At 63.3% G+C, this 16,495-nt stretch carries 15 protein-coding genes and 2 rRNA genes; 12 read left to right on the forward strand and 5 right to left on the reverse strand.

Going from position 1 to position 16,495, the window contains the following annotated elements:
* Together BLQ01_RS21730 and rrf are read left to right on the forward strand one after the other, a co-directional pair.
* Positions 1 to 278, forward strand: a 23S ribosomal RNA gene (locus tag BLQ01_RS21730); the annotation flags it as partial.
* 175 nt (positions 279 to 453) lie between these two features.
* A 5S ribosomal RNA gene (gene rrf / locus BLQ01_RS21735) occupies positions 454 to 570 on the forward strand.
* Between the two features lie 478 nt (positions 571 to 1,048).
* Here the strand turns inward: rrf and BLQ01_RS22760 are convergent.
* Positions 1,049 to 1,909 carry a hypothetical protein gene (locus BLQ01_RS22760; RefSeq protein WP_254779566.1) on the reverse strand — a complete coding sequence of 287 codons (861 nt, stop codon included), beginning with the start codon at positions 1,907 to 1,909 and terminating at the stop codon, positions 1,049 to 1,051.
* Positions 1,910 to 1,921: 12 nt separating this feature from the next.
* On the opposite strand from BLQ01_RS22760, the gene BLQ01_RS22765 reads away from it, so the two are divergent.
* From BLQ01_RS22765 to xerD, 9 genes are all read left to right on the forward strand, one after another.
* Positions 1,922 to 2,758 carry a tetratricopeptide repeat protein gene (locus tag BLQ01_RS22765; RefSeq protein ID WP_254779567.1) on the forward strand — a complete coding sequence of 279 codons (837 nt, stop codon included), beginning with the start codon at positions 1,922 to 1,924 and terminating at the stop codon, positions 2,756 to 2,758.
* Positions 2,751 to 3,737: an HAD-IIA family hydrolase gene (locus BLQ01_RS21745; RefSeq protein ID WP_026542452.1), complete on the forward strand. Its 987-nt coding sequence runs from the start codon at positions 2,751 to 2,753 to the stop codon at positions 3,735 to 3,737. Before BLQ01_RS22765 ends, BLQ01_RS21745 begins: the two co-directional genes overlap by 8 nt.
* Positions 3,738 to 3,746: 9 nt before the next feature.
* Positions 3,747 to 4,097 carry a hypothetical protein gene (locus BLQ01_RS21750; protein ID WP_254779568.1) on the forward strand — a complete coding sequence of 117 codons (351 nt, stop codon included), beginning with the start codon at positions 3,747 to 3,749 and terminating at the stop codon, positions 4,095 to 4,097.
* A 4-nt stretch (positions 4,098 to 4,101) separates the two neighbouring features.
* Positions 4,102 to 4,914, forward strand: a complete 813-nt coding sequence (locus BLQ01_RS21755; protein ID WP_026548554.1) for a TlyA family RNA methyltransferase — start codon at positions 4,102 to 4,104, stop codon at positions 4,912 to 4,914.
* A 12-nt stretch (positions 4,915 to 4,926) separates the two neighbouring features.
* Positions 4,927 to 5,976: an NAD kinase gene (locus BLQ01_RS21760; protein WP_091554381.1), complete on the forward strand. Its 1,050-nt coding sequence runs from the start codon at positions 4,927 to 4,929 to the stop codon at positions 5,974 to 5,976.
* 3 nt (positions 5,977 to 5,979) lie between these two features.
* Positions 5,980 to 7,719: a DNA repair protein RecN gene (gene recN, locus BLQ01_RS21765; protein ID WP_091554383.1), complete on the forward strand. Its 1,740-nt coding sequence runs from the start codon at positions 5,980 to 5,982 to the stop codon at positions 7,717 to 7,719.
* Between the two features lie 191 nt (positions 7,720 to 7,910).
* Entirely contained in the window at positions 7,911 to 9,656 is a 1,746-nt protein-coding gene (locus BLQ01_RS21770) for a CTP synthase (RefSeq protein ID WP_026542457.1), read from the forward strand.
* A gap of 28 nt (positions 9,657 to 9,684) precedes the next feature.
* Positions 9,685 to 10,347, forward strand: a complete 663-nt coding sequence (locus tag BLQ01_RS21775) for an NUDIX domain-containing protein (RefSeq protein ID WP_091554385.1) — start codon at positions 9,685 to 9,687, stop codon at positions 10,345 to 10,347.
* A gap of 2 nt (positions 10,348 to 10,349) precedes the next feature.
* On the forward strand, positions 10,350 to 11,309 hold the full coding sequence (gene xerD, locus BLQ01_RS21780) for a site-specific tyrosine recombinase XerD (RefSeq protein ID WP_035761171.1): 960 nt from the start codon (positions 10,350 to 10,352) through the stop codon (positions 11,307 to 11,309).
* A 28-nt stretch (positions 11,310 to 11,337) separates the two neighbouring features.
* Here the strand turns inward: xerD and BLQ01_RS21785 are convergent, their stop codons facing one another.
* Positions 11,338 to 12,108: a hypothetical protein gene (locus tag BLQ01_RS21785; RefSeq protein WP_091554387.1), complete on the reverse strand. Its 771-nt coding sequence runs from the start codon at positions 12,106 to 12,108 to the stop codon at positions 11,338 to 11,340.
* A 56-nt stretch (positions 12,109 to 12,164) separates the two neighbouring features.
* On the opposite strand from BLQ01_RS21785, the gene BLQ01_RS21790 reads away from it, so the two are divergent.
* A complete protein-coding gene (locus BLQ01_RS21790; RefSeq protein ID WP_091554389.1) occupies positions 12,165 to 12,671 on the forward strand; it encodes an 8-oxo-dGTP diphosphatase in 507 nt (168 codons plus the stop codon).
* Between the two features lie 139 nt (positions 12,672 to 12,810).
* On the opposite strand, the gene BLQ01_RS21795 is transcribed toward BLQ01_RS21790, so the two are convergent.
* The 3 genes from BLQ01_RS21795 to BLQ01_RS21805 all read right to left on the reverse strand — a co-directional run bounded on the left by BLQ01_RS21795 (position 12,811) and on the right by BLQ01_RS21805 (position 16,453).
* Entirely contained in the window at positions 12,811 to 13,950 is a 1,140-nt protein-coding gene (locus BLQ01_RS21795) for a bifunctional 2-methylcitrate synthase/citrate synthase (RefSeq protein ID WP_026542462.1), read from the reverse strand.
* Positions 13,951 to 14,026: 76 nt separating this feature from the next.
* Positions 14,027 to 14,932 (reverse strand): methylisocitrate lyase, encoded by a 906-nt coding sequence (gene prpB, locus BLQ01_RS21800; RefSeq protein WP_091554392.1) that lies wholly within the window; start codon positions 14,930 to 14,932, stop codon positions 14,027 to 14,029.
* Entirely contained in the window at positions 14,933 to 16,453 is a 1,521-nt protein-coding gene (locus BLQ01_RS21805) for an MmgE/PrpD family protein (protein WP_091554395.1), read from the reverse strand. It abuts the gene before it with no gap.
* Between the last annotated feature and the right edge of the window lie 42 nt (positions 16,454 to 16,495).

The following is a 16,495-nucleotide window of genomic DNA, read 5'->3' on the forward strand; positions in this document are numbered from 1 at the left end:
GGAAATTTGAGAAGGGCTGTCCTTAGTACGAGAGGACCGGGACGGACGAACCTCTGGTGTGTCAGTTGTACTGCCAAGTGCATCGCTGATTAGCTACGTTCGGATGGGATAACCGCTGAAAGCATCTAAGCGGGAAGCTCGCTTCAAGATGAGATTTCCATACACATTACGTGTGAGAGGCCCCCAGCCAGACCACTGGGTTGATAGGCCGGATGTGGAAGCGAGGACTAAAGACTCGTGAAGCTGACCGGTACTAATAGGCCAACAACTTACACCACACAACACACTGCACGCGTCCACTATGTGGTTCCCGAACAACAACCCACCACGGGTTGCCGGAACCAAGCAACTGAATAACAACCAAGCACCACAGTTGTAACCACAAACTTCCCACCCAGGACAACCACACCCCCAACACAGGGTGTCCGGCCAGCCCGGGACGGGTAAAAAAGTTACGGCGGTCATAGCGTGGGGGAAACGCCCGGTCCCATTCCGAACCCGGAAGCTAAGACCCACAGCGCCGATGGTACTGCACCCGGGAGGGTGTGGGAGAGTAGGACACCGCCGGACACACATTAGGCAAGAGCCCCGACCACAGGTCGGGGCTCTTCCCCTTTAACCACCACAACACCACCACAAGCAGGCACCACATCAAGCACCGGCTGGGCCACCCAGTAAGCATTCTGCGTGGCCTCCATAAAATGGATGACAACCGGCCCGGGCCGTTGATCCAGAGTTGCATGGGCCGCAAGGGTGGGCATCTTCATCAGCTGTGAGACTTCCCACGGGAGCTGCTAATAGGCCCGAGGCGTTCGATCGCTGTGGTCGCGTCGAATAGAATTGCATAAGACATACGAGTCGGTAGCTGAGTGCTGCCGGCGGCGTGAAAACGAAATAAGGGTTATGAGCGACTACGCACGCGCCAGTGGTCGGCTCGCAACAGGAGGAATCCACCATGGCTGAGCACAACGGCGGCAATCGCGGCGGCAATCGCGGAAACTTTGGCGGCAATCGCGACGACCGCGGTTCGTACCGCCCCAACAACAACTCAGGCGGGGATCCCCGTGGGTTCCGTTCCAGGGAAAACCGTGACGGCAACGACCGTCCGGCTCGTGATGGCGAGCGTCGGCCTTTCAACAATGACCGCGGTGATCGTCCCGAGCGTGGTCCGCGGAATTTCGATGGCCCGCGTCGCGACGGCGATGATCGCCGTCCCTTCAACAATGACCGTGGGGACCGCAAGCCGTTCGGCGACCGTGATCGTAAGCCCTTCGGTGACCGTCCCGCCCGTGATGGCGAGCGTCGGCCTTTCAACAATGACCGTGGGGATCGAAAGCCGTTTGGTGATCGTCCCGAGCGTGGTCCGCGGAATTTCGATGGCCCGCGTCGCGACGGCGATGATCGTCGTCCTTTCAACAATGACCGTGGGGATCGTAAGCCGTTTGGTGATCGTCCCGAGCGTGGTCCGCGGAACTTCGATGGCCCGCGTCGCGACAGCGATGATCGTCGTCCTTTCAACAACGACCGCGGTGACCGTAAGCCGTTCGGCGACCGTCCCGAGCGCGGTCCGCGGAACTTCGACGGTCCCCGTCGCGACCACGATGACCGTCGTCCTTTCAACAGCGACCGCGGTGACCGTAAGCCGTTCGGCGACCGTGACCGCAAGCCCTTCGGTGACCGCGGCGACCGTCCCTCCCGTGATGGCGAGCGTCGTTCCTTCGGTGGAGACCGTGACCGCAATGACCGGGGGAACTCCTGGGAAGACCGTCCGGCGCGGGTTCCCAACGCCAAGGACATCCGGAGTGCCAACCGTCCCGACCGCGAACGTTCTCCCGAGATCGATGAGGATGTCACAGGTAAGGAACTGGACCGCGCAACGGGCCACCAAATCAAGACTCTTGAAGAGCAAAGCGCAGGCTGGGTGGCCAAGCACCTGGTCATGGCCGGCCGCTTGATCGACATCGAGCCGGAGCTGGCGTTCCAGCATGCCTTGGCAGCAAGCCGTCGCGGCGGGCGTCTGTCGGTTGTTCGTGAAGCTGTGGGCCTGACAGCCTACGCGGCCGGGCACTACGGCGAGGCGCTGCGTGAATTCCGTACGTACCGCCGTATCAGCGGGTCCAATGTGCACCTGCCGGTCATGGCTGATTGCGAGCGTGGCCTGGGACGCCCGGACCGTGCCCTGGATATGGTTCGTTCTCCCGAAGCCCAGGACCTTGATGCTCCGGGCAAGGTGGAGCTCGCCATGGTGGCATCCGGTGCCCGTGCGGATCTCAAGCAGTTTGATGCCGCTGTCACCGAGCTGGAGATTCCTCAGCTGGACATCAACAGGGCTTTCTCCTACAGCCCGCGATTGTTCCGTGCCTACGCTGAAGCGCTCACCGCTGTGGGTCGCACGGAGGAAGCGGACAAGTGGGCCCGCCAGGCGCTGGTGGCCGAGAATGCCTTGGGCGTCGGCGATTTCGCTGAGCCGGAGATCCTTGACCTCGGATGGGACGAGCAGGAGGAAGCAGCCGCCCGCAAGCCGCGCTTCGTCAAGGCGGCTCCGGAGTCCGACGTCGTTCGACCTGAAACGGAAACGGTCATCGCGGAAGCCGCAGCGGCTGACGTTGAGCATGATGACGTTGAGGTGGATGACGCGGAATCTGACTACTTCGAATCCGATGACGCTGAGTCGGACATCGATTCGGCAGAAGCTGACGAGGATGAGTCAGCGGAAGAAGACGCCGACAACCAGGGCACCGACTCCCAGCATGGCTGATTCACTGATCTCATCCTTTGATGCTGTCCTTTCGGACCTGGATGGTGTGGTCTATGCAGGACCGCACGCCATCCCGGGGGCCGTGGAGGCGTTGCAGCGTCTCGAAACCGTAGGCGTAGGCCTTGGCTACGTGACTAACAATGCTTCCCGCACCCCGGCCCAGGTCGCGGCGCACCTGCGTGAGTTGGGTGCGCCCGCGGAGGACCATCAGGTGGTCAGTTCCTCCCAGGCAGCAGGGGAGCTCTTGGCTTCCATGCTGCCTGCGGGGGCGCACGTGCTTATCACGGGCAGCGCGGCTCTGGCCCACGAGATCGAGTTGGTCGGGCTCAAACCGGTGCATAGTGCCGCTGAATCCCCGGTTGCCGTGGTCCAGGGTTTCAACCCGGAGATCGGTTGGAAGGATCTGGCGGAGGCTTCGTATGTGGTGGCCGGGGGAGCCATGTGGTTTGCCACGAACACCGACATGTCCATTCCGCAGGCCCGGGGTATGGCGCCGGGGAACGGCACTTTGGTGGCTGCAGTGGCGGCTGCTACGGGAAAGACGCCTTTGGTGGCTGGTAAGCCCGAGGCGCCGCTGTTCCATGCAGCCGCGAAGCGGCTTGGCGCTGATCGTCCCTTGGTGGTGGGCGACCGTTTGGACACCGATATCCTGGGCGGCAACCGCGCAGGATATGCGACGGCGGCAGTCCTCACCGGGGTTGACACCAAACAGACCATCCTCGCGGCCAGGACGGACGAGCGTCCCGGCTACCTCTTGGCAGACCTTGAGGGCCTGTACGCCCCGTACCCCGAAGTAGTAGACGACGGCGGGACGTTCCGTTGCGGGGCAGCTTCGGCAGTTGCCGGGGACGGAACCGTCACTGTGACAGGTGAGGAGGGCGACCTCGATGCCTGGCGTGCAGCTTGCGCCGCGTGGTGGGCCGAAGTGCCTGACACAACGGTGGCCCACGCTCCGCAACTGGAATGGCGAACTCACTAGACTGGTGCGATGATCCAGCCCCACAACTTTTCGGCTTCCGGCCCCGTGCATGATGGCGCGGCGTCCGGAAGTCCGGTGCCCGGAAGCCCTGCCTCCGAAAGTCCTGCCTCTGGGATTCCAGCGTCCGTGAGCCCCGAAACGGTGCGCCCGGAGGTGCAGTGGCCCGATGCCGCGACTCCTACGGGGGACCCGCTGGTTGACAAGGCACTGAATCGACTGGGAAGCGTTCCGGCGGCTCCGGTGGCGGATCATGGTGACCTGTACGCAGCGATCCACGACTCGTTGCTGGAGGCTTTGGACTCCGAACCCGGTTTGCCGGCCGCCCCCATAAACACTCCCCGCCTGGAAAGCGACAGCTAAGCGTATGGCCCGACTTGATCAGGAGCTCGTCACCCGTGGGTTGGCGAGGTCACGCACCCATGCAGCGAAGCTCATCAGCGACGGCAAGGTGAGCTCCGCCGGGACTGTCCTGGCCAAAGCCGCCTTCCAAGTCGACCCGACAACGGATTTGAGCGTCGAGGCCCACCTGGAGGATATTTACGTCAGCCGCGCCGGTCATAAGTTGGCGGGCGCACTGGAGGCGTTTCCCGCCGTCGTGGTTGCCGGTAAGCGGTGCCTCGACGCCGGTGCCTCCACGGGTGGCTTTACCGACGTCCTGCTGCGGCAGGGTGCCGCGCACGTCGTGGCCGTTGACGTAGGTCACGGCCAGCTGGTGCCACACCTGCGGGACGATCCCCGGGTAGATGTCCATGAGGGCATGAACGTCAGGTACATGGCGCCGGAGCAGATCGGCGGGCCCGTCAGCCTGACGGTGGCTGACTTGTCCTTCATTTCGTTGACTTTGGTCCTGTGGCCCCTCGCGCAATGTACCGAACCCGGCGGTGATTTGGTCCTGATGGTCAAGCCGCAATTCGAAGTGGGCAAAGAGCGGCTGAGCCGGACAGGCGTGGTCTCTTCGGACCATGAACGACGCCGGGCGGTTACGCAGGTCGCCAGGGCTGCGGTGGATGCGGGGCTCGTCCTGATGGATATAGCGGCCAGTCCGCTGCCGGGCCAGGACGGAAATGTTGAATACTTCCTGTGGATGAAGCGTGGTATGTCCGCGGTGTTGCCTAAGATCGAAGAGCGGGACGGGGACGTTGCTGCGTTGATCAAGAAACTCTGGCCGAACCACTAGAAAGCAGAACCGATGAGCAGGCGTGTACTTGTCCTTGCCCACACAGGGCGGGAAGAATCGCTCCGCGCAGCGTGGGATGCCTGTACGCAACTGCATTCCTCAGGGCTGGTTCCTGTGCTGCAGAAGTCCGAACTGGCCGATATTGAACGGTTTTTCGGAGCGTTGGATACACCAATCGAGATCCTGAACGACCACGTCAATCTTGAAGACATGGAGCTGGTGATGGTGCTGGGTGGGGATGGAACCATACTTCGCGCCGCGGAGCTGGTCCGGGAAGTGGACGTCCCGATGCTGGGCGTGAACCTGGGCCATGTTGGCTTCCTCGCGGAGAGCGAACGCGCAGACCTCGCCCAAACGGTGGAGTGGATCGCAAGCAGGCAGTACACGGTGGAAGAACGCATGACCATCGACGTCCAGGTCTGGGTGAAGGGCCAAAAGATCTGGCACACCTGGGCGTTGAACGAGGCTGCCATTGAAAAGGCCAACCGGGAGCGCATGCTGGAAGTTGTCACGGAGGTGGACGAACGCCCCTTGACGTCCTTTGGCTGCGACGGCGTAGTCCTGGCAACCCCCACGGGTTCCACCGCCTACGCTTTTTCTTCCGGGGGGCCGGTGGTGTGGCCTGAGGTGGAGGCCTTGGTGATCGTTCCGATCAGCGCCCATGCCCTCTTTGCCAAGCCTTTGGTGGTCTCTCCGAGGTCCAAGCTGGCCGTGGAAATCATGAACCGCACCGAAGCCCTTGGAGTCCTCTGGTGCGATGGGCGCCGTTCGGTGGATCTTCCTCCAGGGGCACGTGTGGAAGTGACGCGTTCGGCCACTCCGGTGCGCCTGGCACGTACCCACAAAACTCCGTTCTCTGCCCGTCTGGTCCGCAAGTTTGAGCTGCCAATCCATGGCTGGCGTGGTCCGGCTCCCCGGACAGGCGAAGTCCATACCGGCCCCATCCCGGTCATCCGCACCCTTTCGCCGGCTCCGTTGCCCAGTCCCCGGGATGTAGACAGCCCGCGGGATGCAGATGGTCCCCGGGACGGTGACCTTTCCGATCCCACGAATGCGAAGTGAACCATGCTTGAAGAACTCCGAATCCGTGACCTTGGCGTCATTACCGATGCCGCCCTGCCGCTGGGCCCCGGCCTGAGCGTGGTCACCGGCGAAACCGGTGCGGGTAAGACCATGGTGGTGACCGCCGTCGGGCTCCTCCTTGGTGCCCGATCAGATGCCGGTGCCGTCCGCAGCGGGGCCAAGTCAGCCTCCGCCGAGGCGGTGTTGAAGCTCGATCCCACACACAGCGCCGTTGAACGTGCCAGGGAAGCCGGCGGTGAGGCCGAAGAGTTCGACGGCGTTGCCGAGCTCCTGCTCGCCCGTACCGTGGGTGCCGATGGGCGCAGCCGTGCTTACGTTGGCGGCCGCGCGGCACCTGTGGGGGTTCTGGCCGAGTTGGGCGAGAGCCTGGTGGTGGTCCATGGGCAGTCGGACCAAATCCGACTCAAGAGTTCCACGGCGCAGCGGCATGCTTTGGACCGTTTCGCAGGGGCGCCCCTCGCCAAGGCCCTGGGGGAGTACCAGGAGCTGTACAGCCACTGGAAGTCGATCCAGTCAGAGCTTGAAACTCTCCGCAGTGAAGCGCGGGAGCGGTTGCGCGAGGCCGAATCCCTGGAGGCAGCCCTCAAAGAGATCGATGAGGTGGATCCGCAGCCCGGCGAGGACGAGACACTCAAGGCGGAGGCCGTGAAGCTTGCCAACGTCGAAGAGCTGAGGCTGGCCGCCGCCGCTGCCCACGAGTCCCTCATTGCGGAGGAATTCGGGGATGCCGGCGATGCAACAACCATGGTCGATGCCGCCAAGCGGACCCTGGAGCACGTGGCAGAGCACGACGAAGAGCTGCGGTCCGCCGCTGCCCGGCTTGCAGAAGTCGGGTTCCTGCTCAACGACATTGCTACGGAGCTGTCCAGTTACCAGGCCGCCTTGGACACGGAGGGCCCGGAGCGGCTGTCCGAGATCGAGGAACGCCGTGCTGCCCTTGCCAAGCTGATCCGCAAATATGCCCCCAGTATCGACGAAGTGCTGGAGTGGGCAGTAACCGCCCGGGCCCGTTTGGATGAGCTGCAGGACGACTCCAGCCGTATCGAATCCCTCGACGCCGAAGTTGCTTCCACTGAGGCAACCCTTCGCAAGCAGGCTGCGGCCATCTCCAAAGCGCGGATCAAGGCAGCCAAGGACCTTTCGGCGCGTGTCAGCGCGGAGCTGAAGGCCCTGGCCATGGCCGATGCCACGCTGGTCATTGAGGTCGATGGCACTGGACCGTTGGGTCCATGGGGCACCGACGAGATCGCCTTCCTCCTCCAGCCGCACTCCGGGGCTCCGGCACGGCCGTTGGGCAAGGGCGCTTCCGGCGGTGAACTGTCCCGGGTGATGTTGGCCATCGAAGTGGTGCTGGCCGCCGTGGATCCCGTCCCGACGTTCGTGTTCGACGAGGTGGACGCGGGCGTGGGCGGCAGGGCCGCCGTCGAAATCGGCCGGAGGCTTGCCATGCTTGCCCGGCACGTCCAAGTGCTGGTGGTGACGCACTTGCCCCAGGTTGCTGCGTTCGCCGATCAGCACATCCGCGTGACAAAAACGTCCGTGCGCGGAGCTGACGGGAAAACCACCACCGGTTTCACCTCCAGCGATGTCCAACTCCTCAGCGACGATGAGCGCGTCAAGGAGTTGGCCCGCATGCTGGCCGGCCAGGAGGACTCCGAGTCGGCACAGGCGCACGCACAGGAATTGCTCGACGACGCGAAGCTGCTGCCGCAGCGCGCCTAGTCTCGCAGCGCGCCTAGTCCCACAGCGCGCCTGGTCCACAGAGCGCCCAGACCCGGACTGGAAGGGCCAAGGCAAGTGGGAGCACCATCACATTGGCACACCAAATCCCGTACAGCTCTTGCTTGGAATGCGGTGGTGAGCAACTATTGACCATTTGGGGAATCCGAACAGACGCTTGGAAGGCGTAATTGATGATAAGCTCGAATTCCGTGGTGCAGCGATCAAATTCCCGTGTAAATTCCCGGTTCCCGGGCTCGTCCAAGACGACCAAACACATCTTCGTCACCGGTGGTGTGGCGTCCTCGCTCGGTAAGGGGCTGACGGCTTCCAGCCTCGGTCACCTGCTGCGGGCACGCGGTTTGTCTGTAACTATGCAGAAGCTCGATCCCTATCTGAACGTGGATCCGGGCACGATGAACCCCTTCCAGCACGGCGAAGTATTCGTGACGGATGACGGCGCCGAAACCGACCTCGACATCGGACACTACGAGCGCTTCCTTGATGAAAACCTTGAAGGTTCGGCCAACGTCACGACGGGCCAGATCTACTCGACAGTCATCGCCAAGGAACGTCGCGGCGAATACCTCGGAGACACCGTCCAGGTCATTCCCCACATCACCGATGAAATCAAGCGCCGCATGCGCCTTCCTGCCGAAGGCAAGAACGCTCCGGACGTCATCATCACCGAGATCGGCGGCACGGTGGGCGACATCGAGTCGCAGCCGTTCCTGGAATCGGCCCGCCAGGTCCGCCAGGATGTTGGCCGCAACAACGTCTTTTTCCTGCACGTTTCGCTGGTTCCGTACATCGGTCCGTCCCAGGAACTGAAGACCAAGCCCACCCAGCACTCTGTTGCAGCCCTCCGCTCCATCGGCATCCAGCCTGAGGCGATCGTGATCCGTTCGGACCGCGAAGTCCCCGAGGCCATGCGCGAGAAGATCGGCCGCATGTGCGACGTCGATATCGACGCCGTGGTGAACGCCGCTGATGCCCCGAGCATCTACGACATCCCCAAGACCCTGCACTCCCAGGGCCTGGACTCCTACATCGTCCGTGCGCTGGATCTGCCGTTCAAGGACGTTGACTGGAGCAAATGGGACAAGCTCCTTGAAGCTGTCCACAACCCCAAGCATGAGGTCGAAGTTGCCTTGGTGGGCAAGTACATCGACCTCCCGGACGCCTACCTCTCGGTCACCGAGGCACTCCGCGCCGGCGGATTTGCCAACGAAGCCAAGGTCAAGATCCGCTGGGTTCCCTCGGATGAGTGCGAAACCCATGCAGGCGCCACCAAGGCCTTGGCCGGCGTGGACGCCATCTGCGTGCCCGGTGGTTTCGGCATCCGCGGCCTCGAAGGCAAACTCGGTGCGTTGAAGTTCGCCCGCGAGTCCAAGCTTCCGGTCCTGGGCCTGTGCCTTGGCCTGCAGTGCATGGTGATCGAGTACGCCCGCAACGTGGTTGGCCTTGAAGGCGCTTCCTCCAGCGAGTTCGAGCCGGATTCGAAGTACCCGGTCATCGCAACCATGGAAGAGCAGCTGGACATCGTTGAAGGCAAGGGAGACCTTGGCGGCACCATGCGCCTGGGCCTGTACGAAGCCAAGCTGGACGAGGGCTCGGTCATCGCCGAGACCTACGGCACCACGACGGTCAGCGAACGCCACCGTCACCGGTACGAGGTCAACAACAAGTACCGTGACCAGATCGCAGCAGAGGGCCTGGTGTTTTCCGGTACCTCTCCTGATGGCAAGTTGGTGGAGTACGTGGAGCTTCCCCGCGAAGTGCACCCGTACTACGTGGCTACGCAGGCGCACCCGGAGCTCAGCTCCCGCCCCACGCGTCCCCACCCCTTGTTCGCAGGCCTGGTCAAAGCTGCCTTGGAGCGTCGCGAAGGTGCCCCTGTGGCAACCAAGACCGGTGCCCGCACGGTAGCTGCCAAGTAAAACGCAAGTACTAACGAAGGACGGCGCGATGCCCGGTATTTCTGAAACCCCCAGCACATCAAGGCAGGTTTCGGACATGCCGAGCCCGCGCCGTCTTTTGTCTACCAGCAAAGTCTATGAGGGCCGCATCTGGGACGTTGTCAGCGATTCCTTCCAGCTCAGTGACGGCACTGACACCCTGGTTCGCGATTACATCGACCACCCCGGCGCTGTAGCGGTGCTGCCCATGAACGTGGATGGCGAGATCCTGTTGCTGAAGCAGTACCGGCATCCTGTCGGCATGGATCTGTGGGAGATCCCGGCCGGCTTGTTGGACGTCGAGGGTGAGGACTTCGTGGTGGGCGCTGCCCGCGAATTGGCCGAGGAGGCTGACCTCAAGGCGGCTACGTGGAACGTCCTGGTGGACTTCTTCAATTCGCCGGGTTCATCGAGTGAGGCCGTCCGAATCTACCTGGCACGGGGCCTCAGCGACGTTCCCGCAGCGGACCGGCATGTCCGCACGGATGAAGAAGCCGAAATTGAACTGCATTGGGTGCCGCTCGAGGACGCAGTCCAGGCGGTGCTGGAGGGCCGCTTGCACAATCCGTCGGCTGTGCTGGGCATCCTTGCCGCTGCAGCTGCAAAGGCTGATGGTTTTACGGGCCTTCGTCCCGCCAACGCGCCGTGGCCGGCACATCCGAGCCAGCGCTGAGTATGGCCGAGGCCCCCACCCGTACCCCCAACGGAATTGATCGCGCAGTCACCGACTACCTGCAACACGTTGGCGTGGAACGCGGCCTGGCACCGAACACCCTTGCGGCGTATCGGAGGGACCTTGCCCGGTACTCCAATTTCCTGCTCGGACAGGGAGTACAGCGGCCAGGCGACATTACCCGTCACCATGTGACGGCCTTCGTCCAGGCGTTGTCTGATGGCAGCGACGGCGCCGCTGTCCTGGGTGTCCGCTCGGCTGCACGGACTGTGGTGGCAGTGCGTGGACTCCACAAGTTTTGGGCGTTGGAAGGAACTACGACGGCGGACCCCGCCAGCGATGTTCACCCGCCCATGCCAGGCAAGCGGCTTCCGAAAGCAATCAGCGTTGGCGAAGTGACGCGCATCCTGGAAGCTGCCGGTTCCGATAGCCCCACCGGACTGCGGGACCGCGCGTTGCTTGAATTCCTCTACTCCACCGGTGCCCGCATCAGTGAGGCCGTTGGGCTGGACGTTGACGACGTCTCGCTCCAGGACACCGGTGGTGACCCTTCAATCGTGAGGTTGTTCGGCAAGGGCTCCAAGGAGCGGCTGGTGCCGTTGGGATCCTACGGTGCCCGCGCCGTCGGAGCCTATGTTGTCCGTGGCCGGCCCTTGCTCGCTTCCAAGGGCAAGGGAACGCCGGCGCTGTTCCTGAACGCCCGGGGTGGCCGGATCAGCAGGCAGAGTGCGTGGACCATCCTCAAGGCTGCCGCCGACAAAGCGAACATCACCAAAGACGTCTCGCCGCACACCCTGCGTCATTCCTTTGCCACGCACCTGTTGGAAGGCGGGGCGGACGTCAGGGTGGTACAGGAACTGCTGGGGCACGCGTCGGTAACCACCACGCAGGTGTACACCTTGGTTACGGCGGATACGTTGCGCGAAGTCTATGCGGCAGCACATCCAAGGGCCTTGGGATAACCCCGGACAGCGTTGCCTGTTCTCCGTGCTAGCCGAGGACGTTCAGCGTCAGTTCCACGGCGTCGACGAAAAGTGCCAGGAGCGAGGTTCCCAAGCCTGCCACCAGCAGGAGGCCCGGATGCGCCAGGCCCACCACAACACGCTTGAGCCGGGGCCTGCCCTTGAGGAATTTCTTGGGAACCCGAGTCTTCAGCGGTACCTGCCGCCACCCCCGCAGCCGGCGCAGGAACCATGCACAGCGCACAATGAAGGCCATCCACAGGATGGACAGAACCAGCGGAACAGCGGCCAGCATCAGGTTGAACCCCAACGCTGTGACTTCCTTTTCTGAATCGCCTATCAGGGTCTGGACCGTGGTGGAGATGGAGGCGCTCATCACCACAGAGGCGGCCCACACCATGAACGCGGCCACCAGCGCCAGGAACCTCACAAAAAAGTGGCCAAGGACTGTTGCGTCCACCGCCCGCAGATGACTTCTAGGCGTGGCATGCAGGACCACGAGCGTTGAGACCAGGGTGGGCAGCGCAGCCATGAGGACCAGCAAGTACCAGGTCCATCCGGCAAGGTCCACCACTTCGTCCAACACGATCAGCCCGGACCAGAGGAGCGTCCAGGCCCATCCCGTGTAGAGCGGGTGGGCTACAAGCCATCGGGGCAGCCAGGCATCCTTTTCCGGCGTCGGTTGGCGGGTGGATTCAACAGCAGCCGGGCCACCTTTGGCGTCGTCGTCGATCTGCGGCCCGGCAACGTCGTCGACGGCGGCTGCAGTAGCCCGCGCGTCACCCCCACCTTCACTCATGGGCTCACTGTAGCAATGGCCGCCGCGGCAGGGGAGATCAGGTTAAGGTAGGCAGCATGACTGCAGCCCATGTGACCTTGTGCTTCCTTCTCCGCGACGGCATCGATGGCGAAGATGTCCTGCTGGGGACCAAGAAGACCGGTTTTGGCCTGGGCAAGGTAGTAGGCGTCGGCGGGCATGTTGAGTTGGGGGAGACTGCTGCGCAAGCTGCCTGCCGTGAGGTCATGGAAGAGATCAACGTCGTAGTAGCGGCCAAGGACCTGATACCGGCCGGCACTGTTGACTTTGTGTTTCCGGCCATGCCGGAGTGGAACATGGCCACCACAGTATTCCTGACCCGCGTATGGGAAGGGAATCCATCGGAGAGCGATGAGATCGCCCCTGCGTGGTTCCCCGTAGCGCAGCTTCCCGTAGACAGGATGTGGGCCGACGCCGAACACTGGTTGCCTGCCATGATCGCCGGGCAGCGTATTGCCGTGCGCGTGGCGTTGGCGGCGGATAACGAAAATGTTGCTGACGTCCACACCATTGACTGGGTGGATCCCCAGTCCCGACAGGACTAAAAGCCAGTCCCGACAGGCCTAACAGCCTGTCCCAACAGTCTTAAAAGCCAGCCCGGGCAGGCTTAATGGAACGACGCCGGGCCGGTCACCTTTCGGTGACAGGCCCGGCGTCGTACGTCTTGGTGCGCGACAGCAAGTGTCAGGGGACGTGCCGCTCTTCCGGTCCGTTGTATTCGCTCAGCGGACGGATGAGGGAGTTGGAGGCTACCTGTTCCATGACGTGGGCGGTCCAGCCGGTGATGCGGCTGGCGACGAACAGCGGGGTGAACGTCTGGGTGTCGAAGCCCATCAAGTGGTACGTGGGGCCGGCCGGGTAGTCGAGGTTCGGCTTGATGGCCTTGGCCTCATCCATGGCCTGTTCCAGTCCGTTGTACAGGCCCAGGAGTTCAGGGCGTCCGTAGTGGGCGATCATCTTGTCCAGGGCGGCTTTCATGGTGGGCACGCGGGAGTCGCCGTGCTTGTAGACGCGGTGTCCGAAGCCCATGACTTTCTTCTTTTGGGCCAGGGCGTCTTCCATCCATGCCTTGGCGCGGGTGGCGGCTTCTTCGAGGGATTCTTCGCTGCGGATGCCGATTTCGTCAAAGGTGTGCATGACGGCTTCGTTGGCGCCGCCGTGCAGCGGCCCCTTCAAAGCGCCGATGGCTGCGGTCACGGCTGAATGCAGGTCCGAGAGCGTGGAGGTGACCACACGGGCGGTGAAGGTGGAAGCGTTGAAGGAGTGCTCGGCGTACAGGATCATGGAGACGTTGAACGCCTCCACCACTTCAGGGACCTGTTCTTCGCCGAAGGTCATCCAGAGGAAGTTGGCAGAGTAGTCCAGGTCCTCGCGGGCTTCCACGGCGTCCTGGCCGCGGCGGCGGCGCTGGTCGTAGGCCACCACTGCGGGCATGGCAGCCCAGAGGTCGATGGCCTTTTTCATGTTTGCCTCGGGCGAGGAATCCTCGGCCAACTCGTGCCGGGCGCCGAGCACGGAGGCAGCCGTGCGGCAGACGTCCATGGGGTGGGCGGTGGTGGGCAAGGCGTCGATGACGGTCTTGACCACCGGGTCCAGGGCGCGGCCGGCCCGCTCCCGGGCTGTGAATTCAGCCAACTGGGATTCGTTGGGCAGTTCGCCGTTCCACAGCAGGTAGGCCACTTCTTCGAAGCTGCACTTGGCAGCCAGTTCCTGGACCGGGTACCCACGGTAGAGCAGGGAGTTGGTGTCCGGGTTGACCTTCGAGACGGCGGTGTAGTCCACAACGACGCCGGCCAAGCCCTTTTTGATGTCTTCAGCTACCACGCTGAACTCCTTCGTTCATAGAGCAGGCGCGCCGGGAGATCCGGAATGCCTGCGTTCCCCTTGATGAATCCGGAACCTAGCGGACGCCAGGAACCTGGAAGTTAAAAACGCCGGTATCGAATTGGTTGTATGCCTCGTAGTCGACGAGTTCATAGAGGCGTGCACGCGTGAGCATGTTCTCCACTTCCGCCTCTTGGGTCCCCGCAGCCCTGATCGATTCCAGAGTACGCTCTGCAGCGCCCATGGCAATGCGGAGCAGGGTTACCGGGTAGATGACCATGTTCACTCCGACGCCTTGGAGCTGCTCGACGGTGAAGAGTTCACTTTTGCCGAACTCGGTCATGTTGGCCAGGATGGGCACATCCACGGCGTCTCGGATGGCCTGGAACTCGCTCAGGTCACGCATCGCTTCGGGGAAGATCGCGTCGGCGCCGGCGTCTACGAGTGCTTTGGCTCGGTCCTGCGCAGCCTGGATTCCGTCCACGGCCCGGATGTCGGTGCGGGCCATGATGAGGAAGTTCGGGTCCCGGCGGGCGTCTGCTGCGGCGCGGATGCGCTTGGTGGCGGTGTCGATATCCACCACGTTTTTGCCGTCCAGGTGACCGCAACGCTTGGGGTTGAACTGGTCCTCGATGTGGCAACCTGCCAGGCCGGCGTTTTCGAGTTCCTGGATGGTGCGCGCCACGTTCATGGGTTCACCGAAGCCGGTGTCTGCGTCCACCAGGGACGGCAGGTCGGTCATGCGGGCGATCTGCCCGGCACGGGTCGCCACCTCGGTCAGGGTGGTCAGTCCTATGTCCGGGAGGCCGAGGTCGTTGGCCAGGACGGCGCCGGAGATGTAGACCCCGGCGAAGCCCTTCTCCTCGATCAGCCGCGCCGAGAGCGGGTTGAACGCACCGGGGAACTGTTGCACTGTCCCGGAGTCGAGCAACTCGCGGAGCTTGAGGCGCTTCTGCTCCGGAGTGGTTTTGGAGTACAGCATTTAGAACAGTCCCTTCGGAGCTGCGGTGAGGTCGATGACACCAGGAGCGGCGGTGATGTTCAGCTGGCCCAGTTCGCCGGCTCCGAGTTCGGTGACGCGTTCGACGGCGGTGAGGAACCTTTCGATTTCGGCTTCCTCCACCAGTCCTGCTGCGAGGGTGCGGAACTTGTTGATGTACTGCTCGCGGGCGAACGGCCGGGCACCGAGCGGGTGCGCGTCAGCCACGGCGATCTGATCGGTAATGACGGTGCCGTCGGTCAGGGTGATTTCCACCGAACCGCCGAAGGCCTTCTCTGCGATGTCCAGGGAGTGGTACCGGCGCGTCCATTCCGGGTCTTCCACGGTGGTGACCTTGTGCCAGAGTTCCACGGTGTCCGGGCGTGCGGCGCGTTCGGGGGCGTAGGAGTGAACGTGGTGCCAGGCGCCGTCCTGCAGGGCGACGGTGAAGATGTACGGGATGGAGTGGTCCAGGGTCTCGCGGGATGCGGTGGGGGAGTACTTCTGGGGATCGTTCGCCCCGGAACCGATCACGTAGTGGGTGTGGTGGCTGGTCTTGATCAGCACGGAGGCCACGTTGGCGGGGTCCGTGGTTTCCGGGTGCTCTTTGTGGAGTTTGCGGGCGAGGTCGATCCAGGCCTGGGCCTGGTACTCGGCGGAGTGTTCCTTGGTGTAGGTGTCCAGGATGGCGCGCTTGGCTTCACCGGGCAGCGGCAGCGGGACTTCATAGGAAGCGTCGGGGCCGTCCAGCATCCAGGCGATCACGCCGTCTTCGCCTTCGTAGATCGGCACGGGGGAGGTCTGGCCGCGCATGGAGCGGTCCACGGCCTCGACAGCCATCTTCCCTGCGAAGGCCGGAGCGTGGGCTTTCCAGGTGGAGATTTCGCCCTTGCGGGACTGCCGGGTGGCGGTGGTGGTGTGCAGGGCCTGGCCCACGGACTGGAAGATCGTTTCTACGTCGAGGCCAAGAAGGGTGCCGATACCTGCGGCGGCAGAAGGGCCGAGGTGGGCCACGTGGTCGATCTTGTGCTTGTGCAGGCAGATGGCCTTGACCAGGTTCACCTGGATCTCATAACCCGTGGCGATGGCCCGGACCAGGTCCGCGCCGTTGGAGCCCACGTGCTGGGCGACGGCCAGGATCGGCGGGATGTTGTCCCCGGGGTGGGAGTAGTCCGCGGCGAGGAAGGTGTCGTGGTAGTCCAGTTCGCGCACGGCCACACCGTTGGCCCAGGCAGCCCACTCGGGGGAGACCTGCTCAGTAATACCGAAAACAGCGGCGCCCTTGCCGTTCGCGGAGGGGGCGTGGGTCAGTGCCTGCGCGCGGGCTGCGACGATCGGTGCCCGGTTCAACGAGGCGATCGCAACCGAAGCGTTGTCGATGATCCGGTTGATCACCATGTCAGTGACCTCCGCAGTGACCTCGACGGAGTCGGCGGCGACCACTGCGATCTTGTGCGCCAACTGCTCCTCGCGGGGCAGGTTCTCTTCGCTCTTGTAGACGCGGACGTGGTTGCTCTTAACCATGATGCTCCTTCTCGGCAGGATGTTTCAGACAGGTGTGTGTCA

The organism is Arthrobacter sp. UNCCL28 (genome assembly GCF_900102805.1).
GTDB lineage: Bacteria > Actinomycetota > Actinomycetes > Actinomycetales > Micrococcaceae > Arthrobacter > Arthrobacter nicotinovorans_A.